The following is a 16,835-nucleotide window of genomic DNA, read 5'->3' on the forward strand; positions in this document are numbered from 1 at the left end:
CCCTCGGCCATCACAGCCCGCCCGGCGCGGGCCCGCCCGTCACCGTGCGCCGTTCGCGCGAACGGGCCGTCCGAGTGAGTGAGCGAGGGTCACCGCCGTCGCGGGCAGGGCTCGCGGGACGGCCCGGGACCGCGCCCGCCCCTGCGCCCCGGTCACGCCCCGGTCAGGCCCCCGGCTCCCGCAGCACCTGCTCCCGCACCCGGTCGCAGCAGCGGCTGATCAGCCGGGAGACGTGCATCTGCGAGATGCCGAGCCGATCGGCGATGCGGCTCTGGGTCATGTCGTCGAAGAAGCGCATGTAGAGGATGGCGCGCTCGCGGTCGGGCAGCGCGGCGAGGCGGTCCCTGACGGCCTCGCGGTCGACGACGGTGTCGAGGGCCGGGTCGGGGCCGCCGAGGGCGTCGCTCAGCGAGTAGCCGTCCTCGCTGCCGGGGAGTTGCGCGTCCAGGGACAGCGCGGTGAAGCTCTCCAGTGCTTCGAGTCCGGCGCGGACCTCCGCCTCGCTCAGGTCGGCGTGCTCGGCGACCTCGGCGACGGTGGGCTCGCGGCCCGGGACGCTCTGGGACAGCTCCTGGCGGGCGAGGCGCACCCGGTTGCGCAGTTCCTGGACCCGGCGCGGCACGTGCAGGGTCCACATGTGGTCGCGGAAGTGCCGCTTGATCTCCCCCGTGATGGTGGGCACGGCGTAGCTCTCGAAGGCGTTGCCGAGCTCGGGGTCGTAGCGGTCGACGGCCTTGACCAGGCCGAGGGCCGCGACCTGGCGCAGGTCCTCGTAGCTCTCGCCGCGGCTGCGGAACCGTCCGGCGAGCCGTTCGGCCATGGGGAGCCAGGCCTCGACGATCCCGTCGCGGACCGCGTCGCGCTCGGGGCCGCCGGGCAGGGTGGCGAGCCGACGGAAGGCGTCGGCGGTGTCGGGGGCGTCGTCGTGCGGGTGCTTCACGCTGGCGTGGATCGGCATGGTGCGTCGCAACTCCTTCGGAGCGCGGGGCCCTGCCGTCGCCGCCGGGTGCGGCTGCTGCCCGCCGGGTGCGACCCGCGCCGCGGACGGCGCCGGAGGTCGGGAGACCTTCGGCGCACGGGCGGGGCGGCACCGGTACGACGACACGGCCCTTGGTTCGGGCGGTCACCGTGGGAGGGCGTGAGGGGCTGGACGGACTCATCCGTGCCGGCGTCGCGCCGCTCCCACGGACGTGCCTCCTGTCCGAAGCACTGTGTCTGCACCTGCCCCCTGCTCCCCACGGCAAACACCCGGATGTGCCGTGCGCGCCGCCGGCGCCGGTCGCGCCGCCCCGCGCCGCAGGTCAGCCCTTGCGCGGCTGGTTGAAGCGCAGCATGTTGCCGGCCGGGTCGCGGAAGGCGCAGTCGCGGACGCCGTAGGGCTGGTCCACGGGTTCCTGGAGGACCTCGGCTCCGGCGGCGCGGACGCGTTCGAAGGTGGCGTCGACGTCGTCGGTGGTGAAGATGACGCCGCGGAGCATGCCCTTGGCCAAGAGTTCGGCCATGGCCCGCCGGTCGGCGGCCGGTGCGTTGGGGTCGGCGAGCGGCGGTTCGAGCACGATGTCCACGTCGGGCTGCGCCGGGGATCCGACGGTCACCCAGCGCATCCCTTCGAAGCCGACGTCGTTGCGGACCTCCATGCCGAGTACGTCGCGGTAGAAGGCGAGCGCCTTGTCGGGGTCGTCGACGGCGATGAAGCACTGCGAGAGGTTGATGTCCATGCACGTCACGCTACGGGCGCAGCCCCGGGCCCGGCTTCTCCGTTCCTGACCGGATCACCGTCCCCGCCGGGACGACCCGTTCCTGCCGAGGCGACCCGTTCCTGACCGGATCACCGTCCTCGCCGGGACGACCCGTGCCGGACCGGATCACCCGTTCCTGCCCGGCCGGGTGTAGACCTTGGCGACGCAGGGCGGGACGGCGGCGCCGTCGGCGTGGTCGCGCTCGCGGTACGCGCTCGGGCTCTCGCCGACCAGTTCGGTGAAGCGCGAGCTGAACGACCCCAGCGACGTACAGCCGACCGCGAAGCAGACCTCGGTGACGCTCAGGTCGCCGCGCCGCAGCAGCGCCTTGGCCCGCTCGATGCGGCGTGTCATCAGGTAGCCGTACGGCGTCTCGCCGTAGGCGGCGCGGAAGCTGCGGGAGAAGTGGCCCGCGGACATGAGCGCGACCCGCGCCAGCGCGGGGACGTCGAGCGGCTCGGCGTACGCGCGGTCCATCAGGTCGCGGGCCCTGCGCAGCCGGGCGAGGTCCTCCAGTGTCGTCACCCGTCCACGGTCCCACGGCACCGCCCGCCGGGGGTACCGGCGCCGTGGGACCGTGCGTGCTCAGGCGCCGACGTACGCCGCGAGGTGCTGCCCGGTGAGGGTGGAGCGGCCGGCGACGAGGTCGGCGGGGGTGCCTTCGAAGACGACGCGGCCGCCGTCGTGCCCGGCGCCGGGACCGAGGTCGATGATCCAGTCGGCGTGCGCCATGACGGCCTGGTGGTGCTCGACGACGACGACCGACTTGCCGGCGTCGACCAGGCGGTCGAGGAGGCCGAGCAGCTGCTCGACGTCGGCGAGGTGCAGGCCGCTGGTGGGCTCGTCGAGGACGTACACACCGCCCTTGTCCCCCATGTGCGTGGCCAGCTTGAGGCGCTGGCGCTCGCCGCCGGAGAGCGTGGTCAGGGGCTGCCCGAGGGTGAGGTAGCCGAGGCCGACGTCGGCGAGCCGGCCGAGGATCCGGTGCGCGGCCGGGAGGCGGGCCTCGCCGGCGCCGAAGAACTCCTCCGCCCGGGCCACCGACATGGCGAGCACCTCGCTGATGTCCCGGCCGCCGAACCGGTACTCGAGGACTGCGGGCTGGAAGCGCTTCCCCTCGCAGTCCTCGCAGGGTGTGGCGACCCCGGCCATCATGGCGAGGTCGGTGTAGACGACACCGGCGCCGTTGCAGGTGGGGCAGGCGCCCTCGGAGTTGGCGCTGAACAGGGCGGGCTTGACGCCGTTGGCCTTGGCGAAGGCCTTGCGGATCGGTTCGAGCAGTCCGGTGTAGGTCGCCGGGTTGCTGCGGCGCGAGCCCTTGATGGGGCTCTGGTCGACCGATACGACGTCGGCGCCGGCCGGGAGCGAGCCGTGGACCAGGGAGCTCTTGCCGGAGCCCGCCACGCCGGTGACCACGCAGAGCACGCCGAGCGGGACGTCGACGTCGACGTCCTGGAGGTTGTGCGTGCGCGCACCGCGGATCTCCAGGGCGCCGGTGGCCTCCCGCACCGTCTCCTTGAGCACGGCCCGGTCGTCGAGGTGGCGGCCGGTGACGGTGTCGGCGGCCCGCAGCTCCTCGACGGTGCCCTCGAAGCAGACGGCGCCGCCCTCCGTGCCGGCGCCGGGGCCGAGGTCGACGACGTGGTCGGCGATCGCGATCGCCTCCGGCTTGTGCTCGACGACGAGGACGGTGTTGCCCTTGTCCCGCAGGCGCAGCAGCAGGTCGTTCATCCGCTGGATGTCGTGGGGATGGAGGCCGACGGTGGGTTCGTCGAAGACGTACGTGGTGTCGGTGAGCGAGGAGCCGAGGTGGCGGATCATCTTGACCCGCTGCGCCTCGCCGCCCGACAGGGTGCCGGCGGGCCGGTCGAGCGAGAGGTAGCCGAGCCCGATCTCCACGAAGGAGTCGAGGGTGTCCCGCAGCGCGGTGAGCAGCGGCGCCACCGACGGTTCGTCGAGCTCGCGGACCCACTGCGCCAGGTCCCGGATCTCCATCGCGCAGGCGTCGGCGATGCTGGTCTTGCGGATCCGGGAGGACCGGGCGCCCTCGCTGAGCCGGGTGCCGTCGCACTCGGGACAGGTGGTGAAGGTGACGGCGCGCTCCACGAAGGCCCTGATGTGCGGCTGCATCGCCTCCTTGTCCTTGGACAGGAACGACTTCTGGATCTTCGGGATCAGTCCCTCGTAGGTGAGGTTGACGCCGTTGACCTTGACTTTGACCGGGTCGCCGTACAGGAAGTCCCGCAGTTGCCTCTCGGTGTACTCGCGGATCGGCTTGTCCGGGTCGACGAAGCCGGACTGGGCGTACACCTGCACGGTCCACTGGCTGTCCGACTTCCAGCCGGGGATGGTGAACGCGCCCTCGGCGAGCGACTTGGTGTCGTCGTAGAGCTGAGTGAGGTCGATGTCGGAGACGGTGCCGCGGCCCTCGCAGTTCGTGCACATGCCGCCGGTGCGCTGGAAGGTCGCCTTCACCGCCTTCTTGTTGCCGCGCTCCACGGTGATCGCGCCGCTGGCCCGGACGGAGGCGGTGTTGAAGGAGTACGCGCTGGGCGGGCCGATGTGCGGGTCGCCGAGCCGGCTGAAGAGGATGCGCAGCATCGCGTTGACGTCGGTGGCGGTGCCGACGGTGGAGCGGGGGTCGGCGCCCATCCGCTGCTGGTCCACGATGATCGCGATCGTCAGGCCGTCGAGGACGTCGACCTCGGGCCGCGCCAGAGTGGGCATGAAGCCCTGGACGAAGGCGCTGTAGGTCTCGTTGATCAGCCGCTGCGACTCGGCGGCGATCGTGTTGAACACCAGCGAGCTCTTGCCGGAACCGGAGACTCCGGTGAAGACCGTCAGGCGTCGTTTGGGGATCTCGACACTGACGTCCTTGAGGTTGTTCTCGCGGGCGCCGTGCACGCGGATCAGGTCGTGGCCGTCGGCGGCGTGCGCCCCCGGCGCCCGGGTACCGGTCCTCTTGGCGCTGCTCATCGTCTCTCCGTCCGTCGTGGGCTCGCGTGAAGTGTGCTGAAGGGTGCTGCCCGCGGTCGTCACACGCTAGAGGGACGGTCGCGCCCCGCGCTTCTCGATTACTGACCGTCCGGCGGCGGGCGCCGCCCTCCGTCCGCGAGAAGGCGGCGAGAAGGCCGCGGGAAGGCCGGACGAAACCGGAGCGGAACCGTCCGGGTGAATCCGTGTCGGCCCCCGGTGTCCGGGTACGCGGTCGGCACCCCCTGAGGATGTGGAGGGAGACATGCAGCGAGGCAGCGACCGGATGAGCGTCCACCGCGACGACGAGATGAAGCACGAACTGCAGGGTCTGCTCAGGTCCGGGCACCCCACCCGCAGCGAGGAGTGGAACGACCCGGAGCCGGCCGCCGAGGACGACCCCGAAGTCACGTACGGGCCGGTGACACCGGGCCGCGGACCGACGTACCTGGAGGCGCTGCGGCTCGAACTGGCCCGGAACCTGACCCGGGGCAGCTTCCCCGCGTCGCCGCGGGAACTGGGCCGCACCCTGCGTCGCGGCAACGCGCCGGACGCCCTCGTCGAGGGCCTCGACCGGCTGCCGCACAAGGCCCGCTACGACAGCGTGCAGGAACTGGCGGTGGCCCTGACCGAGAGCGGCGGCCCGCCCGGTTCCCCCGGGCCGCAGAACACGTAGCGGACGGCTGTACGCCATACACGGCTGTACGACATACACACGCGCCATACACGCGCGCCGGGCGGCGACCCCGGCCGGCGCGCCGCGAAAGGAATCCAACCTCATGCGCATCGCATTTCTGAGCGCGCCCGAGGGCGTGGAACAGGTGGAGCTGACCGAGCCGTGGCAGGCGGCGAAGGACGCGGGGCACGAGCCCGTGCTGGTCTCCACACAGTTCGGCGAGATCCAGGGCTTCAACCACCTCGACAAGGCGGACACGTTTCCCGTGGACGAGGTGGTGGGTGAAGCGTCGGCCGACTCGTTCGGCGGGCTGGTGCTGCCCGGCGGCGTGGCCAACCCCGACTTCCTGCGGACCGACGAGAAGGCCGTGGCGTTCGTGAAGGCCTTCTTCGACCAGGGCCGGCCGGTGGCCGCCATCTGCCACGCGCCGTGGACGCTGATTGAAGCGGACGTCGTACGCGGCCGGGTCCTGACCTCGTGGCCCAGCCTGCAGACGGACCTGCGCAACGCCGGCGCCACCTGGGTCGACGAGCAGGTGAAGGTCTGCGACCACGGCAACAACGTCCTGGTCACCAGCCGCAAGCCGGACGACCTCAAGGCGTTCAGCGAGACCTATCTCGCGGAGTTCGCCAAGGCCGGCGGCTGACCGGCGGCGGCAGCGCGAAACCGCGGAGGGCCCGGAGCGGAACACGGCTCCGGGCCCGCTGTGCGACCTGTGCGGCCTGTCGTGCGGCCTGTGCTGCCCGGCACGGAGCCCCTCCGGGCTCAGCCGGCGCAGCCCCGTTCGCGGGCGCCCTCGCGGGTGCGGCCCGCGGCGACGGGGCGCCGCGGGTTGCGGCGCAGCCACTCGCCCTCCAGCCGGGCCATGCGGTCGTTGTGCGCCCGCAGCGCGTCGTTCGACCCGTACAGCAGGGTGTCGTGGCGCGTGCGGTGGATGGTCTCCAGCTCTTTCATCAGCTGCTGGTCGTCCAGGCGGCCGGGATCCACTCCGGTCGCGGCGCCGTCGCGCGAGTCGTGTTCGTTCATGCGGTCCGGGTACCCGCCCCGCAGCACTACCACCCCCGAGCGGCACCCCGGGAGGGAGCCATGGATCTCGCGTTTCTGCATCCCCTCTACGAACATCAGGGGCCCTGGGCCTCCGTCTACCTCGATCTCTCCCGGCACACGGAGGACACCCCCCACGAGCGTGAGCTGACGGCCGCCGCGGTGGCCCGGGAACTGGCGGGGCAGGGCGCGGACGACGCCACCTGCGAGGCGGTGCGGGAGGCTGTAGACGGGCTCCGGCACGCCAGTGACCCGCACGGCCGGGCCCTGTTCGCGCGGGCCGGCGAGGTGGTCCTCGACCCCCGGCTGGCCCGGCCCCCGTACGGCGGGACCACGGCCGACTGGGCGCCGCTGCCGCACGTCGCGCCGCTTCTCGACCTGGCCGGGGAGGACCCGGTCTGCGTGGTGGCGTACGTCGACCGCAAGGGCGCCGACTTCGAGCTGCGCAGCGCGCTGGGCAGCTCGGACGCGGGCGGGGTGACCGGCAGGCAGTGGCCGGTGCACCGCACGAGCAGCGCCGACTGGTCCGAGCGCCACTTCCAGCTGCGGGTCGAGAACACCTGGGAGCACAACGCGGCGGAGATCGCGGACGCGCTCGCCGTGTGCCAGGAGGAGACCGGCGCCGACCTGCTGATCCTCGTCGGCGACGACCGGGAGCGGCGTTCCGTGCACGAGCGGCTGCCCAAGCGGCTCCAGGGGCGGGTCGCCGAGGCCTCGCGCGGCGCGGGGAGCAGGCTGCTGGACGACGAGGTGGAGCGGCTGCGCGCCGACCACGTGCGCTCGCGCGCCCGGGAGGACCTCGACCGGTTCCTCGCCGCCCGGTCGCCGGACGACGAGGGCCGGGCCGGCGCGGCGGAGGGCGTGCCCGCGCTGGTCGAGGCCGCCCGGGAGCACCGCATCGACGAGCTGCTGGTCATCCCGGACGCTCCGGACACGCACCGTGAGGTGTGGATCGGTGAGGACGCCGACCAGCTGGCGGTGCGCCGTACGGAGCTGAAGACGCTCGGCGAGCAGAACTCCTGGTCGGCACGGGCCGACGACGCGCTGCTGCGCTCGGCGGTGATGACCGGGGCCCCGGCGATCTCGGTGACGCCGGTGCTGCCGCCGGAGACCGCGGGCAAGGCGCCGGTGGGCGGCCTGGGGGCGCTGCTGCGCTGGAAGTGACCCGTGGGCGGTCTCCGCCGGCGTGTCAGCGCGCCCGTTCGACCCGGCGTTCGTCCCAGACCGGCTCCGGCGTCTCGCGGACCCGTCCGTCGCCGCCGAAGACGAGGTACCGGTCGAAGGAGCGGGCGAACCAGCGGTCGTGGGTGACCGCGAGGACCGTGCCCTCGAAGCCCTCCAGGCCCTCCTGGAGGGCTTCGGCCGAGTCCAGGTCGAGGTTGTCGGTCGGCTCGTCCAGGAGCAGCGCGGTGACGCCCTGGAGTTCGAGGAGCAGGATCTGGAAGCGGGCCTGCTGGCCGCCGGAGAGCCGGTCGAAGGCCTGCTCGGCCTGCTGGGTCAGTTCGTAGCGGCGCAGCCGGGACATGGCGGCGCCGCGGTCCTGGGCGTGCTCGGTCCACAGGATGTCCAGGAGGGTGCGGCCGAGCAGTTCCGGGTGGGCGTGGGTCTGGGCGAAGTGGCCGGGCACCACGCGTGCCCCGAGCTTCCAGTTCCCGGTGTGCGCCACGCCGTCGCCGGCCAGCAGCCGCAGGAAGTGCGACTTGCCGGACCCGTTGGAGCCGAGGACGGCGACGCGTTCCCCGTAGAAGACCTCCAGGTCGAAGGGTTGCATCAGGCCGGTGAGTTCCAGCTGTTCGCAGGTGACGGCGCGGACGCCGGTGCGGCCGCCCTTCAGGCGCATCCTGATGTCCTGCTCGCGCGGCGGCTCGGGCGGCGGTCCGGCCTCCTCGAACTTCCGCAGCCGGGTCTGGGCGGCGGCGTAGCGCGAGGCCATCTCGTGGGAGACGGCGGCGGCCTGACGCAGTGTCAGTACCAGTTTCTTCAGCTGTGCGTGCTTCTCGTCCCAGCGGCGGCGCAACTCCTCGAAGCGGGCGAAGCGTTCGCGGCGGGCCTCGTGGAAGGTGGCGAAGCCGCCGCCGTGCACCCAGGCGTCGGCGCCCGCGGGGCCCGGCTCGACGGAGACGATCTTCTGGGCGGAGCGGGCGAGGAGTTCCCGGTCGTGGGAGACGAACAGCACGGTCTTGCGGGTCTCGGCGAGCCGCTCCTCCAGCCAGCGCTTGCCGGGCACGTCGAGGTAGTTGTCCGGCTCGTCGAGCAGCAGCACCTCGTCGGTGCCGCGCAGCAGGGCCTCCAGGACGAGGCGCTTCTGCTCGCCGCCGGAGAGCGTGCCGACCTGCCGGAACTGGGCCTTGTCGTACGGCACTCCCAGGGCGGCTGTGGTGCAGATGTCCCACAGGGTCTCGGACTCGTACCCGCGCGCCTCGGCCCAGTCGGCGAGTGCCTGCGCGTACGCCAGCTGGGCGGCCTCGTCGTCGACCGTCATGATCGCGTGCTCGGCGGCGTCGACGGCGCGCGCGGCCTCGCGGATCCTGGGCGGCGCGACGGACACCAGCAGGTCGCGCACGGTCGTCCCGTCGCGTACGGAACCCACGAACTGGCGCATCACGCCGAGGCCGCCGCCGACGGTGACGGTGCCGCCGTGCGGTCTCAGCTCCCCGGCCAGCAGGCGCAGCAGCGTGGTCTTGCCCGCGCCGTTGGGTCCGACGAGGGCCACGACGGCCCCCTCCCCCACCCGGAAGGAGACGTCGCCGAGGAGCGTCCTCCCGTCGGGAAGGTGGTACTCCAGGTGCGCGGCTTCGAGATGACCCATGGGAACGGATTCTGCGGGTCGGGCCGCGCCGCGGGCAAACCCGTTTCGCCCCCGGGGGGCGGGACGTCCGGCGCGTGACGCGGACCACCGGCAGGAAACGCCGTCCGCGGGGTAGGCGGGGGCCATGAGTCCCGACGTAGACCTCACCGCCCCGGCGCCCGGCCCGCATCCCCTCCGCAACGGATTCCTGCGGCTGGACCAGCGGGCGTTCGAGGCCGTCGCCGCGCGCACCTGGCCCGGTGCCGACCCGCTGCTGCCCCGGCTGAGCCGCGGCGCCAACCACGGGGTGCTCTGGTTCGCGGTGGGCGCCGCCCTGGCCGCCTCCCGTACGCCGCGGGCGCGGCGCGCCGCCGCCCGGGGCCTGGCCTCGCTGGGCCTGGCCTCCTTGACGATCAACACCCTCGGCAAGCGCTCGGTCCGCCGGCCGCGTCCGGTGCTCGACCCGGTGCCGCTGGTCCGGCAGCTGAAGCGGCAGCCGATCACGACGTCCTTCCCGTCGGGGCACGCCGCGTCGGCCGCCGCCTTCGCGACCGGCGTCGCGCTGGAGTCCCCGGCGTGGGGTGCGGCGGTGGCTCCGGTCGCCGCCGCGGTCGTCCTGTCCCGGGTGTACACCGGCGTCCACTTCCCGAGCGACGTGCTGGCCGGTGCGGCGCTCGGGGTGGGCGCCGCGTTCGCGGTGCGGGGCATGGTGCCGACGCGCGCCCAGCACGTCCCGCCGGCCCGGCCGCGCACCGAGGTGCCGGCGCTGCCCGGCGGCGAGGGCCTGGTCATGGTCGCCAACATCGGCTCGGGCACCTCGGACCGGGTGCGGGCGCTGTGCGACGCGCTGCCCGACGCGGAGGTGGTGGAGTGCGAACCGGCGGACGTCCGAGCCGAGTTGGAGAAGGCCGCGGGCCATGCCCGGGTGCTCGGTGTGTGCGGCGGCGACGGCACGGTCAACGCGGCGGCCGAGGTCGCGCTCCGGCACGGGCTGCCGCTCGCCGTGCTGCCCGGCGGCACCCTCAACCACTTCGCCTACGACCTGGGCGTGGAGGACGTGCGGGACCTGTGCGGGGCGCTGGAGCGGGGCGAGGGGGTGCGGGTGGACGTCGGCCGGTTCGCGTCCGGCGGTCAGCGCGGCATCTTCCTGAACACCTTCAGCCTCGGCGTGTATCCGGAGCTGGTCCACGAGCGCGAGCGCTTCTCGTCCCGGATCGGCGGCTGGCCGGCCGGGGTGGTGGCGGCCGTGCGGGTGCTGCGCGCCGACCGGCACCCGCTGGAGGCGGAGGTGCGCGGCCGCAGGCGCCCGCTGTGGATGCTGTTCGCGGGCAACGGCACGTACCACCGCCGGGGTATCGCCTCGGGCCGCCGACTGGACCTCGCGGACGGGCAGTTGGACGTACGGGTGGTGCACGGCGGGCGCCGGCCCGCGCTGCGGCTGCTCTCCGCCGCCCTCGCCGGGCCGCTGACCCGCTCGCCCGCCCACGCGGCGGTGCAGGTGCCGCGGCTGCGCCTGTCGGGCGTGGCTCCGGGGACGCTGATGGCCTTCGACGGCGAGCTGACCGAGACGGAGGGCGAGCTGGTCCTGGAGAAGCTGCCCGAGGCGCTCACGGTCTACCGGCCCCTGCCGGGCGAGGGCCTGCTCTCCTGAGCCCTGCGACTCTCCTGGGTCCCGCCACTCTCCTGGGCCCAGCCTGACACTACCGTCCACCATTCGAAACGCGCGTCTCACCATGCGTCGGGCGGCGTACGGTGGCCGGAGTGTCGGGAGAGCGACTGGGAGAAGTGATCCGCCATGCCGGAGAAGCCGCAGGAGACCGCCGTCTACACGCACGGGCACCACGAGTCCGTGCTCCGCTCGCACACCTGGCGCACCGCCGCCAACTCCGCCGCGTACCTGCTCGCCTCCCTGCGGCCGCACATGAGGATCCTGGACGTCGGCTGCGGGCCCGGCACCATCACCGCGGACCTGGCGGAGCTGGTGCCGGACGGCCGGGTCACCGGCGTGGACCGGGCGCCGGAGATCGTGGCGCGGGCCCGGGCGACGGCCGCCGAACGCGGCCTGGGCAACACCGACTTCGCGGTCGCCGACGTACACGCGCTGGACTACCCGGACGACACGTTCTGTGTGGTCCACGCCCACCAGCTGCTCCAGCACGTGGGCGACCCGGTCGGTGCGCTGCGCGAGATGCGGCGGGTCACGCGGCCGGGCGGGATCGTCGCCGTCCGCGACTCCGACTACGGGGCGATGACCTGGTACCCCGCCTCCGCGGGCATGGACGACTGGCTGGACCTCTACCACCGGGTGGCCCGCGCCAACGGCGGTGAGCCGGACGCCGGGCGGCGGCTGAAGGCGTGGGCGCTGGAAGCGGGCTTCACGGACGTCACCGCGACCTCCGCGACGTGGACCTTCGCCACCCCGGCGGAACGGGAGTGGTGGAGCGGCCTGTGGGCGGACCGCACGCTGGCCTCGGCGTACGCGGAGCGCGCCACCGGGGGCGGTCACGCCACCGCGGAAGAGCTGCGGGCGGTATCGGCCGCCTGGCGGGAGTGGGGACAGCAGCCGGAAGGCTGGTTCGGCGTCCTGCACGGAGAGATCCTGTGCCGGAAGTGAGCCGCTTCCGCCGGCTGCTGCCCCGGAAGTGATCTCACTCCCGGGGCAGCAGCGGTCCCAGCGGCCCGAGATCCAGGTTCAGGTCCTCGGGCCGCAGTCCGTAGCGGTCGCGCAGCTCGGTCATGCGGTCGTCCAGGAGCATCAGGGTGAGCCCGATGCGCTCCTCCTGCTCCTCGCTCAGGTCACCCTCGTCGACACGGCGCAGTGCCTGGCGCTCCATGAGCTGGCGCAGCAGCTCTACGACGGTCAGTACCAGCTTGATCAGGTCGCGCTCGACCGTGTCGGGTTCGAGGTCGAGGCGCTTGCGGGGCTCCTGCTGTTCACTCACGTCAGTCCTCGAACGGTGACGGTACGTTGCGGTTGACCGAGCTGATCATGGCGTTCAGGTCGATCCGGACGAGGTCGACGTCCGCGATGCGCAGCGTGAGATCGCCGGTGATGACGACACCGGTGGCCAACAGCCGGTCGAGGAGGTCGACGAGCGAGATCTCACGGCGTTCCACGACGGTCACGGCGCCTCCCCCGGGTTCTTGTCCTTTACATCCTCTTCTCCGGCGTCCTCTTCTCCGGCGAAGGAGTAGGCAGCCCAGGGACCGGTGAGTTCCACACGGATTCCCGGGGTGTCGTCCTTCGCACGACGGTCCACACTTTCGACGAACTCCTCGGAGACGTCGCGGTGCACCAGATAAGCGGCGTTGAGCACGTTCCGCCCGGCGGCCCCGGAGAGCCGGGGGTCCTGCGGGGCATGGAGCCGGGCGTCCTCGGCCGTGTCGGACAGCGACCGGTGCAGGCCCGTCGCGAACTCCTCGGCCCGGGTCCACAGGTCGTCCTTGGCGCGGGACTGCTGACGCCGCTGCCGCAGGTAGTCCCGGCCGGAGGCGGGCTTCGGCCCGGGCGCCGCCGGTGCCGCGGCCGGCTCGGGCTCCGCCTCTACGTGGACCTTCACTCCCCACTCCACGCACCCGTCCAGGCGGTCGAGGGTGCGCCCGAAGGCGGCTTCACGCTCCTCCAGCATGACGCGTACGCCGCTGTCGTCCCGGAAGACGGTGGCCAGCCGCAGCGGCAGCGGAGTGATGACGGCGGTGAGCGCGTCGACGACCTGCTGGTGGGCACGGGCGGTGCCGGTCAGCCAGTCCAGGTCCTCCAGGTGGCCGCGCAGCGCCTGCTCGCTGAAGTCCGCCTCGGGCACGTGGCTGACGACGGCGACCAGGTCGCCGTGGGGCAGCAGCCGGGGCGGGTCGCCCGACACCCCGGTCAGCTGGGCCTGGAGGGGTGCCTCGAAGGGGCGGCAGACGGCGTAGACGTAGCGCAGCGTGGTCACGGCGCCTCCCTCGGTACTCGGCCCGGATCCAGCTCACGCAAGCGTTCGCGCAACTCGGCGTTCTCCCGGGTCAGTTCGTCCTGCCGGGCGCGGGAGGACAGCGCGGGGTCGCTCTCCCACCAGTCGATGCCCATCTCCTTGGCCTTGTCGACGGAGGCGACCACGAGCCGCAGCTTGATGGTCAGCAACTCGATGTCGAGCAGGTTGATCCGGATGTCGCCGGCGATGACGACACCTTTGTCGAGCACCCGCTCCAGGATGTCGGCGAGATTGGCGCTCTGTCCCTGGCCGTAGGGATCGGGCAGCCGGCTGGGTGTGGTCATCGGCGACTCCCGCTGTCGGCGTCCTCGTACTCCTCACGGGACGCGTCCTCGTACTCGGCGGCCTCGCCCTCGTACTGGTCCTCCGGCTCCTCCTCGTACTCGGGCTCCTCTTCCTCCTCGTCGTACTCCCCCTCGGGTTCCTCCTCGTCGTACTCGCCCTCGGGCTCCTCGTCGTCGTACTCGGAGTCCGCCTCACCCTCGGGCGCCTGCTCCTGGTCCTGGTCCTCCTGGCCCTGGCCCTCCTGCTGCTCCTCCTCTTCCTCCGCGACGTCCTCGTGGCTGCGGACGACCTCGCCGTCGCGGATCTCGCCGCGCCAGCCGTCGTCGGCCTCGCCCTTGAAGGTGATGTGGCGGACGTAGTTCTTGAGGTCGAGGCGGGCCCGGCGGCCCTGGGCGCGCCAGATGTTGCCGGTCTTCTCGAACAGGCCCTTGGGGTAGTACTCGATGACCAGGACCACGCGGGTCAGGTTGTCGGCGAGCTCGTGGAAGCTGACGACACCCTTCGTCGTGCCCTTGGCGCCCTCCGACGTCCAGGAGATCCGGTCGTCCGGCACCTGCTCGGTGGTCTTCGCCTTCCAGCTGCGGTTGGACCAGAAGACCTTCAGCTGCCAGTCCGAGGACGTGTCGTCGCCGCGGTTCGCGCTCTTGACGCCCTTGGCGAAGGTGCTGAAGTCCTGGTACTGCGTCCACTGGTCGTAGGCGGTGCGCACCGGTACGCCGACGTCGACGTACTCGATGATGACCGTCGGCTTCTGACCGCCGCCGCCCTTCTTCCTGCCCCGGCCGCCGCCGGTGAGGTTCTTGAAAGCGCCGACCACGTTGTCCTTCACCTTGCCTGCGCCGACCTCGAAGGCGGCCCGCACCGGGCTCTTGCCCTCGGCGAGCTTGCGTCCGCCGTCGAGGGCGAGCTTGGCGAATCCGGGGCTGTTGCCCTCGGCGATGTCGTTGAGCTTGCCGGTGGTCTCACCGAGCTTCGTGCCGACGCCGGTCAGCAGCCGGGTGGCCTGGGCCGCGAGGTAGTCCTGCACCTCCGACTTGAGCCGGTCGGCCGCCTCGCTCTGCGCCACGTCGGCCAGCGGGTTCTTCTTGGCGGCCCTGCCTGCCGTGGAGGCCGCGGAACCGAGTGCGTCGCTCATCGCTCACCACCGCCCTTCGACTGCCGGGTGCCGGCCCCTCGGGCGGCACTCCTCGCCCCGGCCGTCTTCTTGCCGGTCGCCTTCTTGGCGGGCTGGGCCCGCTTCACCGCGGCCTTCTTGGCGGGGGCCTTGGCAGCGGTCTTCCTCGCCGGCGCCTTCTTCGCAGGGGCCTTCTTGGCCGCCTTGCGCGCGGCAGGCGCGGTCTTCCCCGCGGGCCGCCGTCCGTCCCGCTCCCGCCCGGCGCGCCCGTCCGGCTCGTCGTCCGCGTCCCGCCCGTCGCGTTCGTCCCGCTCATCCCGCTCGTCGTCCTGCTCCGCGTACTCCTCCGGGTCCTCCGAGTCCCCGGAGTCGCGGGAGCCGACGCCCGGTGCCTTCGGGACCGCGCCCGAGAGCTGGTCGCGCACCTCGGCGGTGCGGCCGTGCAGCCGGTCGGCGAGCGCGCCTATCTGCCGCTCGACCATGGCGCCCGAGGCGGCCTTGCCGACCCCCCTCAGGTCCGTCCGCAACTGGTCGCCGATCTCCTTGAACTGCGGGTTGTTCTGCAGCTGTCCGGAGACCAGCTCGGCGATGCCCTTCGGGGTCAGGTTCAGCTTCTTCCCGGCCACCATCGTGCCCACGGCAACGGCGAGTTTCAGCTTCCTCGTGCGCCCCAACAGGTATCCGGCCCCTACCGCGAGGCCCATTCCGACTCGGTTCATGGTGCCGTACCGTTGCCCAATCCCGCGCTCGTGCGCGAAGCGATCTCCAGCCGGTCCAGCAGCGCGTCCTCCTGCCGGTCGAACTCTTCCTCGGTGATCTCTCCGGCCTCCAACTGCTCTTCAAGCCGGGCCAGTTCGGCCCGTATCGTGGCCGGGTCGTAGTAGATCCGCTCGGCCTCCCGCAACACCTGTCTGACGGCCCAGCCGCTGCCGCGCACCGGTGCGAGCGGCAGCAGCAGGACTTCCGAGATCAGTCCCATGTCGTCACCCCGCTCCCGCGTCCACGCCGCCGGCCGCGGTGCCCGCGGGCTCGGCCGGGCCGGGCTCAACGAAGCTGTAGGGCGGCAGCGGCCCGTTCACCCGCACGTCCAGGTGGGCCAGCCGCCCGCGGGCCTGCTCCACGGCCGCCAGGAACCGTTCGGCCGACTCCCGCTTCACCAGGAACGACACGTTGGCCAGCCAGCCGGTGGACTCGGGGCCCACGCTCACGGCGTCGGCCTCCGCCTCCAGGGCGCGCTCCAGCTCGGTGGCGTCCTCGGCCTCCTTGCCCTTGACGGCGGCGGCGACCAGTTCGCCGAGCTGGATCTTGTTCTCGTAGCTTCCGCCCCCCGCCTGCCGATTGGACTCGGCGAGGGCCCGGATCTCGGGGTTCTCGGCCATCACGTGATGCAGTACCGCCTCTTCGACGTGGGTGGCCTTGATGTTGTACTCGACCCGGTCCTCCAGCGCCCCGAGGCGTTCCCGGTAGTGCTCGGCCCGCTCGGCCAGCACGCCGGTGACGGCCTTGTCGTCGGGGGCGACGCTGCCGAAGCGCATGGGCAGCACGCAGCCCTGCGCGCCGATCTCGTTCAGCACGTTCTGGTGGGCGAGCAGTTCCCTGCGCTTGGGACGCAGCCCCTCGGGCCCGTCGCTGACGACCGCCGTGAGGGCGCCCTCCGTGAGCACCCGCAGCTCGCGGGGCGGGTCGCCGACTCCGCCGGTGCCCTCGGGGAGCGAGGGGTGCGTGGCGGCGGTGATGCCGTAGACGTACGTACTCACTCCTGCTCCTCCTTCCGGCGCGAGGGCGCGGCCTTGCGGGCACGCGGACGCGACGACGTCTCGCGCTCGGGCTCGGAGCCGCCGTCGTCACGGGCCTGCTTGAACGCGTCGGAGATGGTCTCGGCGGCGCCTGACAGCGCCCCCTTGGACTTGCCCTTGGCGCCGGACTCGGTGATCGAACCGACCAGGTCGGGAAGGCCCGGGTCCTTGCGCGGCCCGGCCTCCAGGTCGAGCCGGTTGCACGCCTCGGCGAAGCGCAGATACGTGTCCACGCTGGCGACGACGACGCGTACGTCGATCTTCAGGATCTCGATGCCGACCAGGGAGACACGTACGAAGGCGTCGATGACGAGCCCCCTGTCCAGGACGAGCTCAAGCACGTCGTAGAGGCCGCTGCTGCCGCCTCCGCCGCCGGTCTGCTGTGCCGGTACGACAGTCATGCCTGTGGTTCCTCCATCTGGTGTGTGGGTGTGGGTGCGTCCGGT

The 16,835-nt window shown here is 72.6% G+C and carries 20 protein-coding genes; 5 read left to right on the forward strand and 15 right to left on the reverse strand.

What is annotated here, in order from left to right; all coding sequences use genetic code 11:
- Nucleotides 1-163: 163 nt before the first annotated feature.
- The 4 genes from IG94_RS0118275 to IG94_RS0118290 all read right to left on the reverse strand — a co-directional run bounded on the left by IG94_RS0118275 (nucleotide 164) and on the right by IG94_RS0118290 (nucleotide 4,715).
- Nucleotides 164-958 (reverse strand): RNA polymerase sigma factor SigF, encoded by a 795-nt coding sequence (locus tag IG94_RS0118275; protein WP_031037502.1) that lies wholly within the window; start codon nucleotides 956-958, stop codon nucleotides 164-166.
- A 343-nt stretch (nucleotides 959-1,301) separates the two neighbouring features.
- Nucleotides 1,302-1,718 (reverse strand): VOC family protein, encoded by a 417-nt coding sequence (locus tag IG94_RS0118280; RefSeq protein WP_031037504.1) that lies wholly within the window; start codon nucleotides 1,716-1,718, stop codon nucleotides 1,302-1,304.
- Nucleotides 1,719-1,865: 147 nt separating this feature from the next.
- On the reverse strand, nucleotides 1,866-2,264 hold the full coding sequence (locus IG94_RS0118285; protein ID WP_031037509.1) for a helix-turn-helix domain-containing protein: 399 nt from the start codon (nucleotides 2,262-2,264) through the stop codon (nucleotides 1,866-1,868).
- 60 nt (nucleotides 2,265-2,324) lie between these two features.
- A complete protein-coding gene (locus IG94_RS0118290; protein WP_031037512.1) occupies nucleotides 2,325-4,715 on the reverse strand; it encodes an ATP-binding cassette domain-containing protein in 2,391 nt (796 codons plus the stop codon).
- A 262-nt stretch (nucleotides 4,716-4,977) separates the two neighbouring features.
- Here IG94_RS0118290 and IG94_RS0118295 point away from each other — a divergent pair, with 262 nt between their 5' ends.
- Nucleotides 4,978-5,388, forward strand: coding sequence for a DUF2795 domain-containing protein (locus IG94_RS0118295; protein WP_031037515.1), 411 nt, complete (start codon nucleotides 4,978-4,980; stop codon nucleotides 5,386-5,388).
- 103 nt (nucleotides 5,389-5,491) lie between these two features.
- Nucleotides 5,492-6,034: a type 1 glutamine amidotransferase domain-containing protein gene (locus IG94_RS0118300; protein ID WP_031037519.1), complete on the forward strand. Its 543-nt coding sequence runs from the start codon at nucleotides 5,492-5,494 to the stop codon at nucleotides 6,032-6,034.
- A gap of 119 nt (nucleotides 6,035-6,153) precedes the next feature.
- On the opposite strand, the gene IG94_RS0118305 is transcribed toward IG94_RS0118300, so the two are convergent.
- Nucleotides 6,154-6,414: a DUF6158 family protein gene (locus IG94_RS0118305; RefSeq protein WP_031037523.1), complete on the reverse strand. Its 261-nt coding sequence runs from the start codon at nucleotides 6,412-6,414 to the stop codon at nucleotides 6,154-6,156.
- 60 nt (nucleotides 6,415-6,474) lie between these two features.
- Here IG94_RS0118305 and IG94_RS0118310 point away from each other — a divergent pair, with 60 nt between their 5' ends.
- On the forward strand, nucleotides 6,475-7,596 hold the full coding sequence (locus tag IG94_RS0118310) for a baeRF2 domain-containing protein (RefSeq protein ID WP_031037526.1): 1,122 nt from the start codon (nucleotides 6,475-6,477) through the stop codon (nucleotides 7,594-7,596).
- Between the two features lie 25 nt (nucleotides 7,597-7,621).
- On the opposite strand, the gene IG94_RS0118315 is transcribed toward IG94_RS0118310, so the two are convergent.
- On the reverse strand, nucleotides 7,622-9,241 hold the full coding sequence (locus IG94_RS0118315) for an ATP-binding cassette domain-containing protein (RefSeq protein ID WP_031037529.1): 1,620 nt from the start codon (nucleotides 9,239-9,241) through the stop codon (nucleotides 7,622-7,624).
- A gap of 124 nt (nucleotides 9,242-9,365) precedes the next feature.
- Here IG94_RS0118315 and IG94_RS0118320 point away from each other — a divergent pair, with 124 nt between their 5' ends.
- Together IG94_RS0118320 and IG94_RS0118325 are read left to right on the forward strand one after the other, a co-directional pair.
- Nucleotides 9,366-10,871, forward strand: a complete 1,506-nt coding sequence (locus IG94_RS0118320; protein WP_031037532.1) for a bifunctional phosphatase PAP2/diacylglycerol kinase family protein — start codon at nucleotides 9,366-9,368, stop codon at nucleotides 10,869-10,871.
- 144 nt (nucleotides 10,872-11,015) lie between these two features.
- Nucleotides 11,016-11,834: a methyltransferase domain-containing protein gene (locus IG94_RS0118325; RefSeq protein ID WP_031037533.1), complete on the forward strand. Its 819-nt coding sequence runs from the start codon at nucleotides 11,016-11,018 to the stop codon at nucleotides 11,832-11,834.
- 34 nt (nucleotides 11,835-11,868) lie between these two features.
- Here the strand turns inward: IG94_RS0118325 and IG94_RS0118330 are convergent, their stop codons facing one another.
- Genes IG94_RS0118330 through IG94_RS0118370 form a run of 9 tightly spaced genes read right to left on the reverse strand, consistent with a single transcriptional unit; the run spans nucleotide 11,869 to nucleotide 16,790 of the window.
- On the reverse strand, nucleotides 11,869-12,162 hold the full coding sequence (locus IG94_RS0118330; RefSeq protein WP_031037534.1) for a gas vesicle protein K: 294 nt from the start codon (nucleotides 12,160-12,162) through the stop codon (nucleotides 11,869-11,871).
- A 1-nt stretch (nucleotide 12,163) separates the two neighbouring features.
- Nucleotides 12,164-12,346, reverse strand: a complete 183-nt coding sequence (locus IG94_RS0118335; RefSeq protein ID WP_031037535.1) for a gas vesicle protein — start codon at nucleotides 12,344-12,346, stop codon at nucleotides 12,164-12,166.
- Nucleotides 12,343-13,155 carry a GvpL/GvpF family gas vesicle protein gene (locus tag IG94_RS0118340; RefSeq protein WP_031037536.1) on the reverse strand — a complete coding sequence of 271 codons (813 nt, stop codon included), beginning with the start codon at nucleotides 13,153-13,155 and terminating at the stop codon, nucleotides 12,343-12,345. Before IG94_RS0118340 ends, IG94_RS0118335 begins: the two co-directional genes overlap by 4 nt.
- Nucleotides 13,152-13,478 (reverse strand): gas vesicle protein, encoded by a 327-nt coding sequence (locus IG94_RS0118345; protein ID WP_031037538.1) that lies wholly within the window; start codon nucleotides 13,476-13,478, stop codon nucleotides 13,152-13,154. Before IG94_RS0118345 ends, IG94_RS0118340 begins: the two co-directional genes overlap by 4 nt.
- Nucleotides 13,475-14,614: an SRPBCC family protein gene (locus IG94_RS0118350; protein WP_031037540.1), complete on the reverse strand. Its 1,140-nt coding sequence runs from the start codon at nucleotides 14,612-14,614 to the stop codon at nucleotides 13,475-13,477. The genes IG94_RS0118345 and IG94_RS0118350 overlap by 4 nt, the downstream gene beginning before the upstream one ends.
- Nucleotides 14,611-15,312, reverse strand: a complete 702-nt coding sequence (locus IG94_RS0118355) for a hypothetical protein (RefSeq protein ID WP_031037541.1) — start codon at nucleotides 15,310-15,312, stop codon at nucleotides 14,611-14,613. The genes IG94_RS0118350 and IG94_RS0118355 overlap by 4 nt, the downstream gene beginning before the upstream one ends.
- A complete protein-coding gene (locus tag IG94_RS0118360) occupies nucleotides 15,309-15,572 on the reverse strand; it encodes a gas vesicle protein GvpG (protein ID WP_031037543.1) in 264 nt (87 codons plus the stop codon). Before IG94_RS0118360 ends, IG94_RS0118355 begins: the two co-directional genes overlap by 4 nt.
- Before the next feature lie 4 nt (nucleotides 15,573-15,576).
- A complete protein-coding gene (locus IG94_RS0118365; RefSeq protein ID WP_031037545.1) occupies nucleotides 15,577-16,350 on the reverse strand; it encodes a GvpL/GvpF family gas vesicle protein in 774 nt (257 codons plus the stop codon).
- The gene (locus tag IG94_RS0118370; RefSeq protein WP_031037547.1) at nucleotides 16,347-16,790 is read right to left on the reverse strand and encodes a gas vesicle structural protein GvpA; all 444 of its coding nucleotides are present in this window, start codon (nucleotides 16,788-16,790) and stop codon (nucleotides 16,347-16,349) included. The genes IG94_RS0118365 and IG94_RS0118370 overlap by 4 nt, the downstream gene beginning before the upstream one ends.
- Nucleotides 16,791-16,835: the final 45 nt, after the last annotated feature.

This window comes from Streptomyces olivaceus (genome assembly GCF_000721235.1).
GTDB lineage: Bacteria > Actinomycetota > Actinomycetes > Streptomycetales > Streptomycetaceae > Streptomyces > Streptomyces olivaceus.

Bases quoted from the DNA above. Each gene is read 5' to 3' on its own strand.
- IG94_RS0118275 (WP_031037502.1), bottom strand. From the start codon at position 958: ATGCCGATCCACGCCAGCGTGAAGCACCCGCACGACGACGCCCCCGAC.
- IG94_RS0118280 (WP_031037504.1), bottom strand. From the start codon at position 1,718: ATGGACATCAACCTCTCGCAGTGCTTCATCGCCGTCGACGACCCCGAC.
- IG94_RS0118290 (WP_031037512.1), bottom strand. From the start codon at position 4,715: ATGAGCAGCGCCAAGAGGACCGGTACCCGGGCGCCGGGGGCGCACGCC.
- IG94_RS0118295 (WP_031037515.1), top strand. From the start codon at position 4,978: ATGCAGCGAGGCAGCGACCGGATGAGCGTCCACCGCGACGACGAGATG.
- IG94_RS0118300 (WP_031037519.1), top strand. From the start codon at position 5,492: ATGCGCATCGCATTTCTGAGCGCGCCCGAGGGCGTGGAACAGGTGGAG.
- IG94_RS0118305 (WP_031037523.1), bottom strand. From the start codon at position 6,414: ATGAACGAACACGACTCGCGCGACGGCGCCGCGACCGGAGTGGATCCC.
- IG94_RS0118310 (WP_031037526.1), top strand. From the start codon at position 6,475: ATGGATCTCGCGTTTCTGCATCCCCTCTACGAACATCAGGGGCCCTGG.
- IG94_RS0118315 (WP_031037529.1), bottom strand. From the start codon at position 9,241: ATGGGTCATCTCGAAGCCGCGCACCTGGAGTACCACCTTCCCGACGGG.
- IG94_RS0118320 (WP_031037532.1), top strand. From the start codon at position 9,366: ATGAGTCCCGACGTAGACCTCACCGCCCCGGCGCCCGGCCCGCATCCC.
- IG94_RS0118325 (WP_031037533.1), top strand. From the start codon at position 11,016: ATGCCGGAGAAGCCGCAGGAGACCGCCGTCTACACGCACGGGCACCAC.
- IG94_RS0118345 (WP_031037538.1), bottom strand. From the start codon at position 13,478: ATGACCACACCCAGCCGGCTGCCCGATCCCTACGGCCAGGGACAGAGC.
- IG94_RS0118350 (WP_031037540.1), bottom strand. From the start codon at position 14,614: ATGAGCGACGCACTCGGTTCCGCGGCCTCCACGGCAGGCAGGGCCGCC.
- IG94_RS0118355 (WP_031037541.1), bottom strand. From the start codon at position 15,312: ATGAACCGAGTCGGAATGGGCCTCGCGGTAGGGGCCGGATACCTGTTG.
- IG94_RS0118360 (WP_031037543.1), bottom strand. From the start codon at position 15,572: ATGGGACTGATCTCGGAAGTCCTGCTGCTGCCGCTCGCACCGGTGCGC.
- IG94_RS0118370 (WP_031037547.1), bottom strand. From the start codon at position 16,790: ATGACTGTCGTACCGGCACAGCAGACCGGCGGCGGAGGCGGCAGCAGC.